Consider the following 17,215-nt stretch of genomic DNA (forward strand, 5'->3'; position numbering starts at 1 on the left):
ACGACCCGATGGGAGCAACGGCCTGCCGGATCAGTCGACCGACAGCAATCCTGGCATCTCGTCCGGCGGCACCGGCCTGCAGAAGGCAAACCCCTGCATCAGGTCGCAGCCCATTGCGATCAGGGCCGCCTCGTCCGCCGGCAATTCCACGCCTTCGGCCACGACGACCATGCGCATGGCGTGCGCGACGCGCACCATGGATTCGACCAGCATGTGGGAGTCGGCATTGCCCGACAGCCCGTGCACGAAGAGGCGGTCAATCTTGAGCTTGCGGCAGCGGATGCGGCGCAGATAGGCCAGCGAGCTGTAGCCCGTGCCGAAGTCGTCGATGGCCAGGTTGTAGCCCAGACCCTGCAAGGTGAAGACGAAGGAATCGGGCTTGTCGATGTCCTCGAAGCCGGCGCTTTCCGTCAGCTCGAATTCGATCTCGTCCGGCCCCAGCTGCAGCGTCTTGAGCTGCTGCAGGAAGCGCTCGCGGTGCTGGGGCTTGCGGCATTGCTCCCAGGACAGGTTGACGGCCACCGGCGGGCAGGCCAGGCCCCGGGCGCGCAGACCGTCGAGGTCGCGGCGCAGCACGGCCAGCAGCGCCAGGCTGAGCTCGACGATCAGGCCCGAGTTCTCTGCCACCGGGATGAATTCGGCCGGCGGCACCCAGCCCCGCTGCGGGTGGTGCCAGCGCGCCAGCGCCTCGAAGCCGTGGATGCGGCGCGCGGCGTCGTACTGCGGCTGGTAGGCCAGGCAGAACTGCCCCTGCGCCAGGCCTTCGCGTATATCGTGCTCCAGCGCCAGCCGCAGGCGCAGCGCTTCGCCGATCTGCGGCGTGAAGAGCTGGAAGCTGTCCTTGCCGATCTGCTTGGCATGCCGCAGCGCTGCATCGGCACTGCGCAAGGCCTCGCTCGCATCACGCGCGTGCTCGGGCAATGAGACGCCGCCACTGGAGACATGCAGGTGCAGCCAATGGCCGTCGTGCAGCACCGGCTGCGTGAGTTCGGCCTGCAACTGGGCGACATGGCTGCGCAGCGCCTCGTCTTCCAGGCCCGGCACCAGCAGCAGTGCGAATTCGTCGGCGGACAGGCGGGCAATCTGGTCGCCGGGCCGGCGCAGCAGCCTGAGCCGCTGGCCAATGGCCTGCAGCACGGCGTCGCCGGCGGCGTGCCGATGCTGGTCGTTGATCCGCTTGAAATCGTCGAGGTCCAGGATCAGCAGGGTGGTGCGGCCGTGGTGGTGCAGCACACGCTCCAGCAGCCCGCGCAGGTGCTCACGGTTGGGCAGGTCGGTCAGTGCGTCGAAGCGCGCGAGATAGCGAGTGCGGCGCTCGACCTCCTTGATCTGCACCCGCAGCCGCTTGGACAGCCACCAGGCCAACCCGGCGGTGGCCAGCAGGGTGCCCATGGTGGCGGCGAGGAACTGGCCCACGTCCATCCACATCGGCAGGCGGCTGGCCTCCACGACCAGCATGCCGACTCGCCGGCCGTCGGCCATGACCGGCACCTGCACGCTCACCGTGCCGGCGGCCTCGTGCAACCAGGTGACCTCGGCCGCGGTGCGCGAGAACTGCGTGAAGACGGCGCCATCGCCCTTCAGCAGCCGGGCATGCACGATGGACGGGCTCTGCTGCAGGGCAGCCAGGCTTTCGCCGGCATCGCTGCGGCTGTCGAAGACCAGCGCCGCCGAGACCGTCTGCGCGACGATGTCGGCCTGGGTGCGCAGGTCCTCGAGCTGGCGGTCATGCAGGCGCCAGTACTGCAGCACGCTGAGCAGCAGTGCGAAGACCAGCAAGGCGGCCAGCGCGACCACGAGTTCGCGCAGGCGATCGAAGGCATCGGCAAATTGCGGCTTCACGGCGATGTCGTCTGGTGGCGAACGTAGCGGGCCAGGCGCAGCAGCTTGGTGCTGATGGCCAGGCCGACGCGGCGCGCGGCGTCGAGGTCCACGTCGAAGACGATACGGCCGTCTTCAATCTGCAGGTTGATCATGGCACCCTGCTCCAGCATCACCGCCACATCCGATATGACGAGCACCGGCAGGTCGGCCAACACCGGGCGCAGCGCCGGCTGAGGCGTGGGCAGGTAGAGCAGATGGCAGCCGGCAAGCTGGTCGGCGCGGGCCTGATGGCGCACATCGACGGTGAGGTGCCGGATCGGTCGACCCGCCAGGGACTGAAGCGCGCTGTCCATGCGGCCCTCGCCGACGGTGCACAGCTGCAGCGGCCGCCCCGCCAGCTCGCGGTCGGCGGGCCAGGTGACGAACATCAGCAGGCGGTAGACAACCTCGGCTTTCAAGGCTTCCGGGCTGGCGTTCTGCGCCGCGGCCGGCTGGGCCGACAGCAGGCCGAGCAGGATCGCGCAGCCGGCACGCCAGCCCACCCATCCCCTCACCGCTGCTCGACTGCCGCGCATGGCCAGGCTCAGAGCGTGAAGCGCCAGTCCAGGCGCCAGGCGCGCCGGGGCTGAGGGATGGCGCTCAGCGACGTGTCGGGGGTCGACGGGTCGAAAATGCGGCGGTCCAGCGCGTTGCTCAGGTGCAGGGCCAGGCTCTGGCGCGGATCGACGTGATAGCGCAGATGGGCGTTGACGAGGGCGCTGGTCGGCACCTCGACGCGGCCGCTGCGGCGGCCGAGCAGGTTCCACTCCGTGCCAAGCTGCCAGCGCTGCCACACCGGTGAGACGAGGTCGCCCTTGAACATCCACGAGGGCGAATTGCTCAGGCGCTGGCCGGCGTCGTCGCGGCCGTCCATCCAGGACGCACTGATGTGCCAGAGCCAGCCGTCCGTCGCGCGCTTTTCGACGCCAACGTCCACGCCCCGCAACCTGACGCTGCCGACATTGCGGTACTGCACCACCGCCTCGCTCTCGCTGCCGACGGGCTGCTGCTCGATCAACCGGTTCATGCGCGTGTAGTAGGCGTTGGCGCTGAGCGCATGGCCGCTGTGGAGCACGTACTCCCAGGCAGCTTCGACGGAGTTGAGGCGCTCGGGCTTCAGGTCGTTGCTGCGCAGCTGGGAAACCCCGCCGTCGTCGTAGAAGCGCTCGTACAGATTGGGCGTGCGAAAGGATTGCGCCCACATCAGCTTGAAGGACTCCCGCTCGTCGGGCCGCAGCGCCAGCACGGCGCGCGGCGACATGGCTGGCGCGAAGCCTCTCACATGGTCCAGGCGCAGGCCGGTGGTCAGCTGCAGCACCGATGAAAGCCGCCACTGGTCTTGCGCGTAGACGCCCGCGGCGTCCTGGGTGACGCGCGAATCCAGGCGCAGCGCATAGGGGTCGACGTCGTAGTTGCGCTGCAGGCCCTGGGGCGAGGTGCGCAGCTCGGCGCCGAACATCAGCTGATGGTTGAGCAGGCCTCGCCACAGCATGCGCGCCTCCAGCGTCGTCCATTGGGCGCGAGCCTCGTCCTTGTTGACGAGTTGAGGCACCGGCCCGAAGACATAGCTGCCGAGGAATTCATAGCCCGCCACACTGAGCCGTGCAGAGCGGCGTACATCGCCCTGCCAGCCTTCGTCGTAGCTGAGCTCGCCGAGCACCAGGCTGTCGGTGTAGTGAGTGCCGGGCGCGCCGGGCTCGGTGCCGTAGGGTGCGGTCGCGGCATCCTTGTCGCGACGCACCGCGTTCAACGCGACCCGCCACGGCCCGTTGCGGTATTTGGCCAGCAGCGCCACCTGGCGCTCGCCATCAAGACCACGCACCCAGCCATCGGCCGTGCCGAGTTCGGGCAGGAAAAGGTCCTCGCCGGCGGTGCGCTGCAGGTTCAGGCCGATGAACAAATCACTGTCCGCGGCGGCGGCACCGTAATGCATCTCGGCGCGGCGCATGCCGTTATCGCCCACGCTGCCCTGGGCCGTCAGGCCCGGCGCGTCGGCGCCGTTCAGCGTCACGACATTGACGACGCCCAGCAGCGCATTGCTGCCGTAGATCGAGGAGCCCGGGCCGTGGACGAGTTCCACCCGCTTGACCCATTCGGCGACGATGGGCAGTTCCAGCTGCGGCAGGCCCTGGTCATAGATGGCGTCATTGACGCGCTGGCCGTCGATGGCCATCAGCAGGCGGGCGCTGTAGTCGCCCGGCCGATTGAAGCCGCGCAGGCCCAGGCTGCTGTAGGTGCGCGAGTTGCCGAGGTAAACGCCAGGCAGGCGGGCCAGCTGGTCACCCACGGTCTGGTGGCCAAGGGCATCGGACACGCCGCGCTCCAGCACGCTGACCGACGCCGGCGCATCCATCAGGCTCTGGGCATAGCGGGACGGGCCCTGCACTTCCCGTTTCAGAAGCGCTTCAAGCGCCTGGTCATCCGAGGCGTCGGCGGCGGAAGCGGCTTGAGCCGCTGGAGTCAGGGCCAGCGTGGACAACCACGCCAGCGCAATTAGGCGGCTTTTCACAAGGGCGGTCGCCGGCAGACGTCGGCGGCGATGGGAAACGGTGCCGAAAGCTTAGCTTTGGCCCCGTCCGCAGTCGCTGTCACATTTCACAACAACGCCGGTTGCGAGCCGGTCCGCGACTCAATTCACGGTTTGCCGGTGTAACGGGTATGGAAACGTCGCCCCTGCGCGTCCATGGCCTGCAGCCACAGCTCCGATGTGACGCTGCCCACCGGCGTGTACGCCGTGCTCAGCGTCGCCACCGTCCTGGGCGGCAGCGGCACGCTCGTGTCCAGCACCGTGGGCGCTCCGCCGACGGTCGGCGTGAAGACGCGCTTGATCTCGATGAGGCGCAGGTCGGGGTTGGCAGCGGCCCAGGCGGCCCAGTTGATCACCCGGGTGCCGCTCTGCAGCGAGGCGGCGGACACCGGGCTGGCTGCAGACACGCTGTCAACACTCGGGAAGCGCGTGGCAGCCGGCTCGCCGAGCACGTCGGCGCGCAGCCAGGCGTTGCGCGTCTCGGCCACGCCGGAAATCGTGTAGCTGGCGATGAACTTGGCACCACGCACGCTGTCCGCGCTGCCGATCCAGCCGACCGCCGAGCGTTGGATGGCGATGTCGCCCACGCCGCCGGTCGGGATCAGGTTGGTGGCGCCCGGCGTGGACGACACGCACAGCAGGAGCCGGTTGCAATAGCCGAAGGGAATGCTGAAGCCGCCGGGCAACTGCACCGTGGCCGAGCTGAGCAGCTGCGTCGCCGGAATGCCGGGCACGGGATCGGCCGTCTGCGCCTGAACCTCGACCTGCAGGCCGATGCCCGGGTTGGGCACCACGGCACCGCTGGCCGTGCCATCGGCATTCAGCGCCAGGAAGCCCAGCGGATACACACCGACGGCCAGCTTCTTGCCGTTGCCGATCAGGTTCCACTTGTTGGTCGTCGTGGCCGACTTGTTGTAGCTGACCGCGTCGCTGAAAAGGTCGACGACTGCACCGGTGGAATCGCTGATGACGGCGCCCACCAGCACCTTGGCGCAGTTGCCGGCGGTCGGTGCATCGTCGGCGCAGCCCAGCAGCTGGAAGCGGCCAAACTGGCGGTTGCCCGTCGTGTAGGTCGACAGGATGCCGGCGATGTCGGCCTTGCTGCGGCCGTTGTGCTTGTCGTAACCGGTGACGAGGACGGAGTTCAGCAGCGTGCTGACGTCGCGCCCCTGGGCGATCAGCTGGTTCAGCGCCGCGCCGAGGTCATCCAGACCCGACAAGGTGCCGAGCAGCGTCGTCGCGCTGGTCGCGGCCTTCAACGTCGAGGTGATGGCGGTGGCCGGCGTGCCGGTGGCCTTGAGCAACTCGGTCTGAGCCGTGGGCAGCTCGACGACGACTTCGGCCGTCGGTGCGGCGAGGAATTTGTTGCCGATCTGCAGCACCGGCACGTTGAGCTTGGAGCGTGCGAGGTCGATGCGCACGCTCTCGATGAGCAGGTCGTGGGCGCCCTTGTTGGCGGCAAAGGTCGAATCCGCCAGCAGGTCCAGGGCCGTGGCGTCGGTGATCTTCAGGTCGCTGACCTGGGTCTTGACCAGGGTTTTCAGGAAGGTGCCTGCAGCGGCCGCGGCGCTGGCCATCTGGGTCAACTGGCTGGTGCTGGTGGCGGCGGCCGTGAATACCGGCGCCGGCTCGGTACCCAAGGACAGCGCGACGACGGCGTTGGTCAGTGGCGTCACGTGGCCGACCATGGCGGCGCTGATGGTCGGCACGGTGGAATGCAGCACCTGCATGGTGCCGGCGGCATCCATGCCGCGCGCCTGGATAAACAAGGGCGCGGCGGGGCTGCTGGTGCTCAGCGTCAGGCTGTAGCTGCCGTCTGCGCCATGGGTGGTGGCCGTGCCGACGGCCTTGCCCTGGCCATCGACGACGCTGATCTGCGCATTGACCAGAGGCGCGCCCGTGGCGGCAACGCCGCGCAACGTGGGCGGCTTGTCCAGCACAGGCGTGTCCGAACCGCCACCGCCGCCTCCGCAGGAGGCGAGCAGCAGGGTCAGGGCAAAAGCAGCAAGGCGGTACAGCATGGCGCGGGCGTGAATCTGGGCTTGGGCCAGTGTGCCGCGCCAGCCCCCCGGGTGGTGGGCCGTTAAAGGGCCGAAATCAGCGGCTGATCTGCACCCAGGCCAGCTCCAGCCAGTTGTCGGGCCGGTGGATGGCCGTGACATTCGCACGCGCCGCCCACGGCACCACCTGGCGGTGCAAGGGGATGATGTTGACCTGCTCACGCAGCTCGGTCAGCGCGCCGCGGATCTGCTGCTCGCGCTTCCTGGCGTCCGGCTCGACGCTCGATTGAGCCGCCAGCGCGTCCGCCTTGTCGTTGCGGAAGCCGCCGAAGTTGTAGTTGCCCACACCCTTGTCGCCGCGCGTGCGGTACAGCGGCGTCAGGATGCTCTCGGCATCCGTCACCGAGCCGCCCCAACCGTACATGTACAGGCTGGTGTCGTACTTCTCCAGCTTGGGGAAGTAGATGACGCGGGGCATGGCGTTGACCTTGACCTTGATCTTCAGCTGGGCCCACATCGAGGCCAGGGCCGTGCAGATTTCCTCGTCGTTGATGTAGCGGTTGTTGGGGCAGTCCAGCGTCACCTCGAAGCCATCGGCATAGCCCGCGTCGGCCATCAGCTTCTTCGCGCCGGCCAGGTCGTGCGGCAGGCGGGCCTGCAGGGCCGGGTCGTCGAAGGAGGCGATGCCGGACGGAGTCAGCGCGCCGGTGGGCACCGACAGGCCGCTCATCAGCTTGGTCCTGAGCGCGTCGATGTCGATGGCCTGGTACAGCGCCCGGCGCACGCGCACGTCCTTGAAGGGGTTCTTGTCACCGGGGACGTTGCCATAGAGCAGCTTGTCGCGCGACTGATCCATGCCGATGAAGACGAGGCGGTTTTCCGGTCCCTCGATGACCTTGACGCCAGCGGTGTTGCGCAGGCGCGCAATGTCGCGCGGCGCGGGGTCGAGCACGAAATCGACTTCGCCCGACACCAGAGCGGCCAGACGGGTCGCGTCCGTCGCGATGGGGGTGTAGACGACCTCCTGGACGTTCCCTTCAAACTTGTTCCACCAGTTCGGGTTGCGCTTGAGCACGGTCTTGATGCCGGGCTGGCGGCTGGCCAGCATGAAGGGGCCGGTGCCGTTGGTGTTCAGCGCCGTGAAGCTCTCTTCCTTGTTCTTGAAGTCCAGCGGCTTGGTGGCCTTGTGCGCCTCGCACCACTTGCGGCTCATGATCCACAACTGGTCGATGTGCTGCAGGAAGATGGGGTTGAAAGTGGTCAGCTGGAAGTCCACCGTCAGGTCGTCGACCTTCCTGGCCGTGCCGACGGCGTTGGCCCAGACGGCGATCTGCGAGGTGGGCTCCTTGGCGCGCTGCACCGAGAAGACGACGTCATCCGCCGTCAGCGGCGTGCCATCGTGGAACTTGACGCCGGCGCGCAGCTTGAAGCGCCAGGCGAGCGGCCCGGTCTGCTTCCATTCGATGGCCAGGCCTGGCACCAGGCCCAGCTTGGCGTCGCGATTCGTCAGTCGCTCGTAGATCTGGCCATTGACCATATTGGTCAGGCTCTCGTTCTGCGAGTCCGGGTCCATGGTCTGCGGGTCGCCCTGGCTGGCCCAACGCAGCGTCTGCGCGGACACACCGCAGGTCCATGCCAAAAGAGCTACACCCAGCCATCGCTTCATTGCCATCTCCCAACTGCAGGGCTGGCAGTTTAGGAGGCCGTCAAAGCCCCTTCGTTACCGCTTGGCGTTCGGGTTCCAGAGCTCGTCCAGGTGGGTGAAATTCCAGTCCTCGGGCGGCTCGCGGCCGGCGATGCGGTCGGTGGACGTGGCCAGGTCGATGACTTGCAACGGGATGGGCATGCTCGACTTGGTCGAGTAGAAGACCTTGACGCGCGGCGCGACCAGTGAAGTGGCGTTCTGCTCGACCACCACCGCCAGGCGACCCGACTGCAGGCGCACCAGGGTGCCGGTCGGGTAGATGCCGACGCTCTTCACGAAGGCCTGGAAGACGGCCGGGTCGAATTGCCCCTTCCACTGTGACATGCGCTGCAGCGAGCCGGCCGGGTCCCAGGCGTTCTTGTAGGGTCGGGTCGAGGTGATGGCGTCGTAGACATCGCAGACCGCGCCCATGCGCGCCAGCAGGCTGATCTGGTCGCCGGCCAGCTTGTGCGGGTAGCCGCTGCCGTCCATCTTCTCGTGGTGGTGCAGGCAGACGTCCAGGGCCGAGGGCGGCACCTTGGCACCGTCCTTGAGCAGGTCGAAGCCGCGCTCGGGGTGGCCGCGCATGACGTCGAATTCGGCGTCGGTCAGCGCACCGGGCTTGTTCAGCACCTCCATGGGCATCTGCATCTTGCCGACGTCGTGCAGCAGCCCGGCCAGGCCAGCTTCACGCACTTCGGCATCGGACAGCCCCATCTGCCGGCCCAGAGACACCATCAGGCCGCAGACGGCGACCGAGTGCATATAGGTGTAGGTGTCCTTGTCCTTGAGCCGCGCGAGGCTGAGGAAGGCTGACGGGTTGCGCGCCAGCGAGGACGTGACCTCGTCGACGATGGGCAGGCAGACTTCGGTGTCGATGGCCTTGCCCAACCGCGCCTCGTTGAACAGCGCCATGACGGCCACCTTGGCCCGGCCCAGCACCTGGGTGGCGCGGTCGAGCTCGGACTCCATGCTGACGCGCGGCTGAGGGGCGGCTGTGGCGGGCGGCGTGGGCGGCGAAGCGACGGTCGCGGCGGCGATTGGCGCAGGCGCAGTCACATCCCCGCCCTTGCTGACGTCGATCCAGACGGCCGACACGCCGCTGGCCTGCAGGGCGGCAAGGTCGGCGGCATCGGCCAGCACGAACTTGGTCTTCCAGAACGGATGGGAGAGCCAGGCCCCCTCCATCGCCTGGAGATACATGCCCAGCCTCACGTCGGAGGTCGAGATCTTCTTCAACATGACAGCGTCGTCTATGCGCACCAGTATCCGTGCGTGACGCAGGCAAGGCCGTGCAACGATCGTGCAGCCCTGCACGCTTTTGCCGCGGGCAACAAAAAGCCGCCTTGAAGGCGGCTCGGTCGGGCGGCGGTCGCGCCGGATCAGCGGAACTTGCCCTGCGGCACGGTGGCCAGTTCGGTCGGCAGCGTGCTGATGTAGCTGGCGATGGCCTTCAGTTCGGCGTTGCTGAACTGCTTGACCTGGCCGGCCATGACGCCGTTGCTGCGGCCCACCCCGGGGTTCTTCTCGGTCTTGTAGGACTTCAGCGCGACGGTCAGGTAGTCGGCGTGCTGGCCAGCCAGCTTGGGGTAGCTCGGGTCGATGGGCTTGCTGAAGTTGGCGCCGTGGCAGGACACGCAGGCGCCCTTGGTCAGCAGCTCGGCCACATTGGCCGGCGCGGCCGGAATGCTGTCGGCCACCGCCGGCAGCTTGGCCTGCTGCTCGTAGAAAGCGGCCACGTCGTTCATGTCCTGCTCGCTCAGCGAACCGGCAATGCCGCGCATCGTCGGGTGCTTGCGGTCGCCCTTGGCATAGGCCTGCAGGGCCGAGACGATGTACTTGGCGTTCTGGCCCGCGATCATCGGCACCTTGTGGATCTCGGGGAAGCTGGCCTGGTAGCCGACGATGCCATGGCAGCCAATGCACATCGCGACCTTGGTCTCACCGGCCTTCACGTCCTGGGCCTGGGCTGCGAGGGCAGCAAAGGCGGTGGCCAGGGCGAGCGAGATCTGCAGCAGTTTTTTCATGGTCCCAAGAGGTTCGGGTTGGTGTCGTGTTCCGGAGCGGCGGCGATTATAGGAGGCCTCCTATACTGGTCCGGCCCCTCTTCAGTTCGGGTTTTGCCCCGGTTTTCCCAATGAAATTCCAAGGTTCCGACCAGTACGTCGCCACGGCCGACCTGATGCTCGCGGTCAATGCCGCGGCGACGCTGCAGCGGCCGCTGCTCATCAAGGGCGAGCCCGGCACCGGCAAGACCATGCTGGCCGAGGAAGTGGCCGGCGCTTTAGGCATGCCGCTGCTGCAGTGGCATATCAAGAGCACCACCAAGGCCCAGCAGGGCCTGTACGAGTACGACGCCGTCAGCCGGTTGCGCGACAGCCAGCTCGCCGGCATCGAGGGCAGCGAGCGCGTTCGCAACATCGAGAACTACATCGTCAAAGGCGTGCTGTGGCAGGCCTTCGAGGCCGACGAGCCGGTCGTGCTGCTCATCGACGAGATCGACAAGGCGGACATCGAGTTCCCCAACGATCTGTTGCGCGAGATCGACCGCATGGAGTTCTATGTCTACGAGACGCGCCAGCTGATCAAGGCCAAGCACCGGCCCCTGGTCTTCATCACGTCCAACAACGAGAAGGAGCTGCCAGATGCCTTCCTGCGCCGCTGCTTCTTCCACTACATCAAGTTCCCCGACGCGGCGACGATGCAGAAGATCGTCGACGTGCACTTCCCGAAGCTGAAGAAAGACCTGCTCGCTGCGGCGCTGAAGAACTTCTACGACGTGCGCAACCTGCCCGGCCTGAAGAAGAAGCCCAGCACATCGGAGCTGATCGACTGGCTCAAGCTGCTGCTGGCCGAAGACATCCCGGTGGACGCGCTGCAAGCCAAGGACGAGAAGGTCAGCATCCCGCCGCTGGTGGGGGCGCTCCTGAAGAACGAGCAGGATCTGACGCTCTTCGAGAAGCTCGTCTTCATGCAGCGCAATAACCGCTGATGGCGCAGCAAGACTTCGACCGCGCGATGCGCGAAGGGCTGGCGGATGCCGTCGGCTTTGTGCTTGGCGCGCTGGCCGGCTGGTGGCTGGGCCGGCAGTTCGGCATCGACTTCATCGCCAGCACCGACTGGAATGCGCAGCAGCTCGTCGGCCTGCTGCTCATCGTCGCCGGCTGCGGCGGCGGCCGCTTACTGGCGCGGCGGCTGATGCTGAAGGACAAGCCATGAAACCCGTCCTGCCCGTGACGCTGGCCGCCGGCCCCATCCACCTCGTGCCGCTGACGCTGGACCATGTGCCCGGCCTGCAGGCCGCGGCCGCGGACGGCGAACTGTGGAACTTGCGCTTCACCAGCGTGCCTGCGCCCGACGAGGCCGTCACTTACGTCGAAGCGGCCCTGGCCGGGCAGGCCGCCGGCCACCGCCTGCCCTTCGCCGTGCTGGATGCCGCCACCGGCGAGGTGCTGGGGTCAACGAGCTATCACGACATCGTGCCGGCCATCGAGCGCGTCGAGATCGGCTACACCTGGTATGCCCAGCGTGTGCAGCGCAGCGCCGTCAACACGACCGCCAAGCTGCTGCTGCTGACCCACGCCTTCGAAACCCTGGGCGCCAAGCTCGTGGGCTGGCGCACCGACAACTTCAACCACGCCTCGCAGCGCGCCATCGAGCGCCTGGGCGCCAGGCGCGACGGCGTGATCCGCCACCATGCGCTGCGCCGCGACGGCACGGTGCGCGACACCGTCATGTACAGCCTGACCGTGGGCGAATGGCCCGAGGTCAAGGCGCACCTGAACTGGCAACTGACTCGACAGCGAACATGAAAAGACAATCCAAGGCCTTTGACGTCGATGCACTCTGGGCCCTGGATCGCATCGGCGAACCCAGCCTCAGCCCCGATGGTGCCCAGGCCGCCGCCGGTGTCACGCGCTACTCGATGGAGGCCAACCGCGCGCAGAGCAGCCTGTGGTTGTTCTCGACGCTGGGCGGCGAGCCGCGCCGCCTGACCGAAGCGGGCGAGAAGGACGGCAACCCGCAATGGAGCCCGCGCGGCGACCTGATCGCCTTCACCGCCAAGCGCGAGCAGGCCGGCGTGAGAGACGAGGAGACGCAGCTTTATGTGATCCCGCCGGACGGCGGCGAGGCGCGCCGCGTCGGCCAAGTGCCCACGGGCGTCGAGTCCTTCAAGTGGTTCCCCGACGGCCGGCGCATCGCCTTCGTGTCCTGGGTCTGGCCCGATCTGAAGGGCGCAGCCCAGGCCGCGCGGCTGCGCGACTTCAAGAGCCGCAAGGAAAGCGCCTACGTCACCGACGAGGCCTTCTACCGCTTCTGGGACCACCACCTGCCGATGGACCGTGTGCCGCACCTGCATGTGATGGATGTCGAGACGGGCAAGGTGCGCGACCTGTTCGAGGGCACGGCCTGGGAGCTGAGCCGCGCCGAGCCGGATGTGAATTGCTTCGACGTGTCGCCCGATGGCCGGCGCATCGCCTTCGCCTTCGACCCCACCGCCGAGAAGAAGCTGGACGGCCGCTTTGCGCTGGCCGAGATCGACGTGAGAACGCGCCAGGGCCAGACGCTGCTGCAGGACGGCGACTGGGACTTCGCCGCGCCGCGCTACAGCCATGGCGGCGCTCACCTCGCCTTCCTGGCCAGCCACCAGGCCCTGGGCCACAACCATCCGAACCAGCTCGCCGTGCTGGATCAGCAGGGCCGCTGGGCCGTCTTCAGCGAGGATTGGGACCATGAGGTCAGCGCACCGCTGCGCTGGGCCGAGGACGACCAGGCGGTGTACTTCGCCGCGGAGGAGCGCGGCCGCCGCCACCTCTGGCAGTTCGCGCTCGGCGACCGCACCGCCGATCGGGTTTTCGAGGGAGGCCATGTCGGCAGCTTCGCGCTGTCGGCCGGCTTCCTCGTCGTCAACCACGACGGCATGCAGTTCCCGCCGCGGCTGTCGGTGCTGGGCGACGATGGCCTGCGCCGCATCGAGTCGCTGAACGACGAGCGCCTCGCGGCCCAAAGCTTCGGCCGCCACGAGGAGGTCACGATCCAGGGTGCGCGCGGCGACGACGTGCAGATGTGGCTGACCTACCCGCCGGGCTTCGATCCGAAGAAGAAGTGGCCGGTCATGCACGTCATCCACGGCGGCCCGCACACTGCTTTCGGTGACAGCTGGCACTGGCGCTGGAACCATCAGGTGTTCGCCAGCCAGGGCTATGTCGTCGCCTGCGTGAATTACCACGGCTCATCCAGCTTCGGCCACGAGTTCCTGGACAGCATCACCGGCCACTGGGGCGAGTACGAGTTGCAGGATGTCGAGGCCGGCACTGACTGGCTGCTGAAGAAGTCATGGGTCGACCGCAAGCGCGTCGTCGCCGCTGGCGGCAGCTATGGCGGCTACATGGTGGCCTGGATGAACGGCCACGTGAAGGCCGGCCGCTATCAGGCCTACGTCTGCCACGCCGGCTGCTACGACTGGCAGGCCATGTACGCCGACGACGCCTACAGCTGGCATCGCAAGGAGCTGGGCGCGGCCTATTGGGATGATCCGGCCCGTGTCGCCGCCCAAAGCCCGCATGCCTTCGCCAAGCACTTCAAGACGCCGACCCTCGTCATGCACGGCCAGTTGGACTACCGCGTGCCCGATGCCCAGGGCCTGGCCTACTACAACACACTGAAATCGCTGGGTGTGCCTTCGAGGCTGGTCTGGTTCCCGGACGAGAACCACTGGGTGCTCAAACCGCGCAACAGCCGGCTCTGGTACGGGGAGTTCTTCAACTGGCTGGCCCGCTACACCGCTTAGGACAAGCCCGACGTCCAGCAGGCGGGCGAGAAGGTGTCGGCTCTGCATAATCCGCAGAACTTCGATCCCGGCCCTGCTCCATGCTGTGCTCCATGCTGATCCAGTTCTGCTGCACGCTGCCTGCCTTGCATGAAGCGCCGCCGTCCGGTCGCCCGCAGCAATGAGCGAAGCGGCTGGCGGTCCACCCGGGCGCAAAACCCCAGAAGACCCGGTAGAGCCCACCATCGCCGTGGAGGTCCAGCTGACGCCGGGCCACACCCTGCCGTCCGGCACGCGCATCCACGACTACCGCATTGACCGGGTGCTGGGAGAAGGCGGTTTCGGCATCGTCTATCTCGCCACCGACGTCGCGCTGGAGCGGCAGGTCGCCATCAAGGAATACCTGCCCTCGTCGATGGCAGCACGCGCCGGCAATTCGCTGACGGTGCTGGTCAAGTCGCCCAATCACGCTGAGACCTTTGCGATCGGGCTGCGGAGCTTCGTCAACGAGGCCAAGCTGCTGGCTCGCTTCGACCACCCGGCGCTGCTCAAGGTGCATCAGTTCTGGGAGGGCAACGGCACCGCCTACATGGCCATGCCCTACTACCAGGGGCAGACGCTGAAAGAGGCGTTGACCAGGCTCGGCCGGCCGTCGACCGAAACCGAGGTGCGCGCCTGGCTGATGCCGCTGCTGGATGCGTTGGAGGTGCTGCACAACGAGCACTGCTACCACCGCGACATCGCGCCGGACAACATCCTGCTCACCGACCACGGGCCGCTGCTGCTGGACTTCGGCGCCGCACGCCGCGTCATCGGCGATCTCACGCATGCGCTGACCGCCATGCTCAAGCCGGGCTTTGCGCCCATCGAGCAATACGGGGACATGCCTGGCGTCACCCAGGGCCCATGGACCGACATCTTCGCGCTGGCCAGCGTGCTCTACGCAGCCATCAGCGGCCGCCGCACGGTGGCTTCCGTCGAGCGGCTGCTCAACGACCAGCTGCAACCGCTGGCCACCGTGGCGGCGGGTCGCTGCGGCAACGCCTTCCTCGCGGCCGTCGACCGTGCGCTGGCCATCCACCCCAAGGACCGCCCGCAATCCATTGCCGAGTTCCGGACCCTGCTCACTGCCGGCGACACGCAGGTCATCGATCTGCTCGAGCTGCAGGCTTTGGGCCTCCCGACTGGCGACGAAACGGTGCTGCTGCCGGATTTCGACCCCACCCAGGTCGCACCGATCAGCCCGTTGCTCGCGCCGCGGGAGCCGACACGCCCCGAACCACCGCCGCCGCCCGCCGTGGCTCGCACGCAGCTGCCTGCGGCGGCGGCGCCCCCGGTGCTGCCTGCCCCGCCCCCGCCGACAGCTCTTCCAGCGTCCAGCGCCGTGCCTGCACAGGCGTCCGTGCCGGCCCCGCCGCGCCGCGCTCTCCTCCTGAGCGCGGCGGGCGTGGTGGGCCTGGCCGCGGCCGCCTGGGGCGGATATGCCTTGCTCTGGGCACCGGCGCCCGCCGAGCTGGCGCCGCCACCCGCGCCGGCGTCGGCCGCCGCTGCGGCTCCAGCTCCAGCGCCGATCGCTTCCAGCCCAGTCCAGGCTGCCTCGGCGGCCTCTGCACCGGACACGCCCGCCTCCACCGCCCCCGTGCCACCTGCTCCCGCGCCGGCACCCACAGCCTCGGCGCCGACGCCCATCGCCGTGGCGCCGGCCGCACCCAAGCCGCGCCCTGCCGTGACCGCTCCTGCGCCCTCCGAGGCGAAGGGCGCAAAGTGCAGTGATATTCTGCAAAAAGCCTCACTGGAACCGCTAACGGCGAGTGAGACCGCTTACCTGAAAAAGGAATGTCGATGAGTAGCGCTGGCCACACGAATCGCATCAATTTTTCAGTGCAGCTGGGGCGTGCCGCGATGCTGGGCTGCATGGCCCTGCTGGCCGGCTGCCTGGAGACGGCGCCGAAACAGCCGACCGTCTCGACCAACGAGTTGTCCTTCAGCGAAGCCGTCGTCGTCGCCACCGATGGCCTGGTGGGCCAGACTCAGAAGCTGCCCGCCTTCCTGGCAAAGGTGGAGTCCAAGATTGCCAAGAAAAGCGTCGTCGTCGATCCCATGATCGACGCGACAAGCGGCCAGCAGACCCAGACCACGCAGTTGCTCGAACGCCGCATCGCCGAGCGTCTGGCGGCGCGCAAGGAAGGCAGCTTCGACCTGCTGCCCTTCAGGACCGAGAACCTGTCCAAGGTCCAGTATCTGCTGACCGGCACGCTGACGCGCCTGCTGGGGGTGCCGGGCAAGAAATCCTTGCAAATCAACCTGGCCCTGGTGGACATCAAGACGGGCCAGGTGATGGCCCAGGCCTCGGCGCTGGCCCGCGACGACGGCCTCAACCACACACCGCTGGCGATCTACCAGGACAGCCCGGTGCTGGTGAAGGACAAGGTGGTGGACGGCTACATCAGCACGGCGCTGACAGCGCCTGGCAGCTCGGCCAACAGCGTCTACATGGAACGCGTCGCGGTGGCCAGCGTCATCAACGAGGCCGGCTCCCTCTACAACGCCGAGCGCTACCCGGAATCGTTGACCAAGTACCAGGAGGCCCGCAATCAGACGGGCGGCGAGCAGCTGCGCACACTCAACGGCATCTACCTCAACAACGTCCGGCTCGGGCGCACCGCCGAGGCAGAGGCCGCCTTTGGCCAGATCGTGGCCTACGGGCTGCGCGCCAACAAGCTGGACGTGAAGTTCCTGTTCAACCCCGGCAGCACGGAGTTCTGGTCCGACCCCAAGGTCAGCGGCGCCTATCCGATGTGGCTGAGGCAGATCGCCAGGGAGGGCGCCGGCGCCCGCGTCTGCATGGTCATCGTCGGCCACACCAGCCACACCGGCTCGGAGCAGACCAATGACGCGCTCTCGCTGCAACGCGCCACTTTCATCCAGCAGCGCCTGGCGGCCGAAGCCTCGCCCCTGGCCCAGCGCGTCAAGGCCAGCGGCATGGGCTGGCGCGAGAACCTGGTCGGCAGCGGCAGCGACAACGCGGTGGATGCCCTGGACCGGCGTGTCGAGTTCCGCGTGGTGCCCTGCAACTGATACCCCTCGTCCAGCCGCACCCCGCTGAACGCGGTGCGTCTGACCGGTCTTGCAGACCGCGAAGCCGGCAAAGCGGCTTCTCTTCGGCAGGCACGACAAGTCCACAGGACTTGTCGTGTCCGGCCTCAGCCCCCGAGGGGACGGCGATGCTTGCGGCATTGAGCCGCAAGCACATCGCCAGCGCGGGCCGGCTAGGGAGCGGCCCGGCGCTCGGCCCGAAAGACGGCATCCCTAACTCCGGCGAGACTCGCGCTGCATAATCGTTTTCGACCTGCAGTCCCCGAGTCCGCACC

13 protein-coding genes are annotated in these 17,215 nt (G+C 67.7%); 6 read left to right on the forward strand and 7 right to left on the reverse strand.

The annotated features are described in order from the left end of the window. Positions 1–30: 30 nt before the first annotated feature. The 7 genes from ASC91_RS16675 to ASC91_RS16705 all read right to left on the reverse strand — a co-directional run bounded on the left by ASC91_RS16675 (position 31) and on the right by ASC91_RS16705 (position 10,101). Positions 31–1,842: a bifunctional diguanylate cyclase/phosphodiesterase gene (locus ASC91_RS16675; RefSeq protein ID WP_056198823.1), complete on the reverse strand. Its 1,812-nt coding sequence runs from the start codon at positions 1,840–1,842 to the stop codon at positions 31–33. Next, the gene (locus tag ASC91_RS16680) at positions 1,839–2,399 is read right to left on the reverse strand and encodes a YfiR family protein (RefSeq protein ID WP_082532734.1); all 561 of its coding nucleotides are present in this window, start codon (positions 2,397–2,399) and stop codon (positions 1,839–1,841) included. Before ASC91_RS16680 ends, ASC91_RS16675 begins: the two co-directional genes overlap by 4 nt. A gap of 8 nt (positions 2,400–2,407) precedes the next feature. Then, positions 2,408–4,372, reverse strand: a complete 1,965-nt coding sequence (locus ASC91_RS16685) for a TonB-dependent siderophore receptor (protein WP_157281696.1) — start codon at positions 4,370–4,372, stop codon at positions 2,408–2,410. Positions 4,373–4,497: 125 nt separating this feature from the next. Beyond that, positions 4,498–6,411 carry a hypothetical protein gene (locus ASC91_RS16690; protein WP_056198838.1) on the reverse strand — a complete coding sequence of 638 codons (1,914 nt, stop codon included), beginning with the start codon at positions 6,409–6,411 and terminating at the stop codon, positions 4,498–4,500. A gap of 76 nt (positions 6,412–6,487) precedes the next feature. Continuing rightward, positions 6,488–8,056, reverse strand: a complete 1,569-nt coding sequence (locus ASC91_RS16695; RefSeq protein ID WP_056199716.1) for an ABC transporter substrate-binding protein — start codon at positions 8,054–8,056, stop codon at positions 6,488–6,490. A gap of 54 nt (positions 8,057–8,110) precedes the next feature. Beyond that, on the reverse strand, positions 8,111–9,316 hold the full coding sequence (locus tag ASC91_RS16700) for an HD-GYP domain-containing protein (RefSeq protein WP_056198841.1): 1,206 nt from the start codon (positions 9,314–9,316) through the stop codon (positions 8,111–8,113). Positions 9,317–9,456: 140 nt separating this feature from the next. Further along, complete coding sequence (locus ASC91_RS16705; RefSeq protein WP_056198843.1) at positions 9,457–10,101, reverse strand: cytochrome c; 645 nt, start codon at positions 10,099–10,101, stop codon at positions 9,457–9,459. A gap of 110 nt (positions 10,102–10,211) precedes the next feature. On the opposite strand from ASC91_RS16705, the gene ASC91_RS16710 reads away from it, so the two are divergent. From ASC91_RS16710 to ASC91_RS16735, 6 genes are all read left to right on the forward strand, one after another. Then, the gene (locus tag ASC91_RS16710; RefSeq protein ID WP_056198845.1) at positions 10,212–11,066 is read left to right on the forward strand and encodes a MoxR family ATPase; all 855 of its coding nucleotides are present in this window, start codon (positions 10,212–10,214) and stop codon (positions 11,064–11,066) included. Beyond that, entirely contained in the window at positions 11,066–11,293 is a 228-nt protein-coding gene (locus ASC91_RS16715; protein WP_056198848.1) for a hypothetical protein, read from the forward strand. The genes ASC91_RS16710 and ASC91_RS16715 overlap by 1 nt, the downstream gene beginning before the upstream one ends. Further along, positions 11,290–11,886, forward strand: a complete 597-nt coding sequence (locus ASC91_RS16720; RefSeq protein WP_056198851.1) for a GNAT family N-acetyltransferase — start codon at positions 11,290–11,292, stop codon at positions 11,884–11,886. The genes ASC91_RS16715 and ASC91_RS16720 overlap by 4 nt, the downstream gene beginning before the upstream one ends. After that, positions 11,883–13,865 (forward strand): S9 family peptidase, encoded by a 1,983-nt coding sequence (locus ASC91_RS16725; protein ID WP_056198853.1) that lies wholly within the window; start codon positions 11,883–11,885, stop codon positions 13,863–13,865. The genes ASC91_RS16720 and ASC91_RS16725 overlap by 4 nt, the downstream gene beginning before the upstream one ends. 160 nt (positions 13,866–14,025) lie before the next feature. Continuing rightward, positions 14,026–15,690, forward strand: coding sequence for a serine/threonine-protein kinase (locus ASC91_RS30675; RefSeq protein WP_056198856.1), 1,665 nt, complete (start codon positions 14,026–14,028; stop codon positions 15,688–15,690). After that, positions 15,687–16,922, forward strand: coding sequence for an OmpA family protein (locus ASC91_RS16735; RefSeq protein ID WP_235532009.1), 1,236 nt, complete (start codon positions 15,687–15,689; stop codon positions 16,920–16,922). Before ASC91_RS30675 ends, ASC91_RS16735 begins: the two co-directional genes overlap by 4 nt. Positions 16,923–17,215: the final 293 nt, after the last annotated feature.

Origin of the sequence: Pelomonas sp. Root1237 (assembly GCF_001425055.1) — a bacterium.
Taxonomy (GTDB): domain Bacteria; phylum Pseudomonadota; class Gammaproteobacteria; order Burkholderiales; family Burkholderiaceae_C; genus Pelomonas.

What these genes read in the sequence shown, in the direction of transcription:
- ASC91_RS16680 (WP_082532734.1), bottom strand. Translation starts at nt 2,399, where the DNA reads ATGCGCGGCAGTCGAGCAGCGGTGAGGGGATGGGTGGGCTGGCGTGCC.
- ASC91_RS16690 (WP_056198838.1), bottom strand. Translation starts at nt 6,411, where the DNA reads ATGCTGTACCGCCTTGCTGCTTTTGCCCTGACCCTGCTGCTCGCCTCC.
- ASC91_RS16695 (WP_056199716.1), bottom strand. Translation starts at nt 8,056, where the DNA reads ATGAAGCGATGGCTGGGTGTAGCTCTTTTGGCATGGACCTGCGGTGTG.
- ASC91_RS16700 (WP_056198841.1), bottom strand. Translation starts at nt 9,316, where the DNA reads ATGTTGAAGAAGATCTCGACCTCCGACGTGAGGCTGGGCATGTATCTC.
- ASC91_RS16705 (WP_056198843.1), bottom strand. Translation starts at nt 10,101, where the DNA reads ATGAAAAAACTGCTGCAGATCTCGCTCGCCCTGGCCACCGCCTTTGCT.
- ASC91_RS16710 (WP_056198845.1), top strand. Translation starts at nt 10,212, where the DNA reads ATGAAATTCCAAGGTTCCGACCAGTACGTCGCCACGGCCGACCTGATG.
- ASC91_RS16715 (WP_056198848.1), top strand. Translation starts at nt 11,066, where the DNA reads ATGGCGCAGCAAGACTTCGACCGCGCGATGCGCGAAGGGCTGGCGGAT.
- ASC91_RS16720 (WP_056198851.1), top strand. Translation starts at nt 11,290, where the DNA reads ATGAAACCCGTCCTGCCCGTGACGCTGGCCGCCGGCCCCATCCACCTC.
- ASC91_RS16725 (WP_056198853.1), top strand. Translation starts at nt 11,883, where the DNA reads ATGAAAAGACAATCCAAGGCCTTTGACGTCGATGCACTCTGGGCCCTG.
- ASC91_RS30675 (WP_056198856.1), top strand. Translation starts at nt 14,026, where the DNA reads ATGAGCGAAGCGGCTGGCGGTCCACCCGGGCGCAAAACCCCAGAAGAC.
- ASC91_RS16735 (WP_235532009.1), top strand. Translation starts at nt 15,687, where the DNA reads ATGAGTAGCGCTGGCCACACGAATCGCATCAATTTTTCAGTGCAGCTG.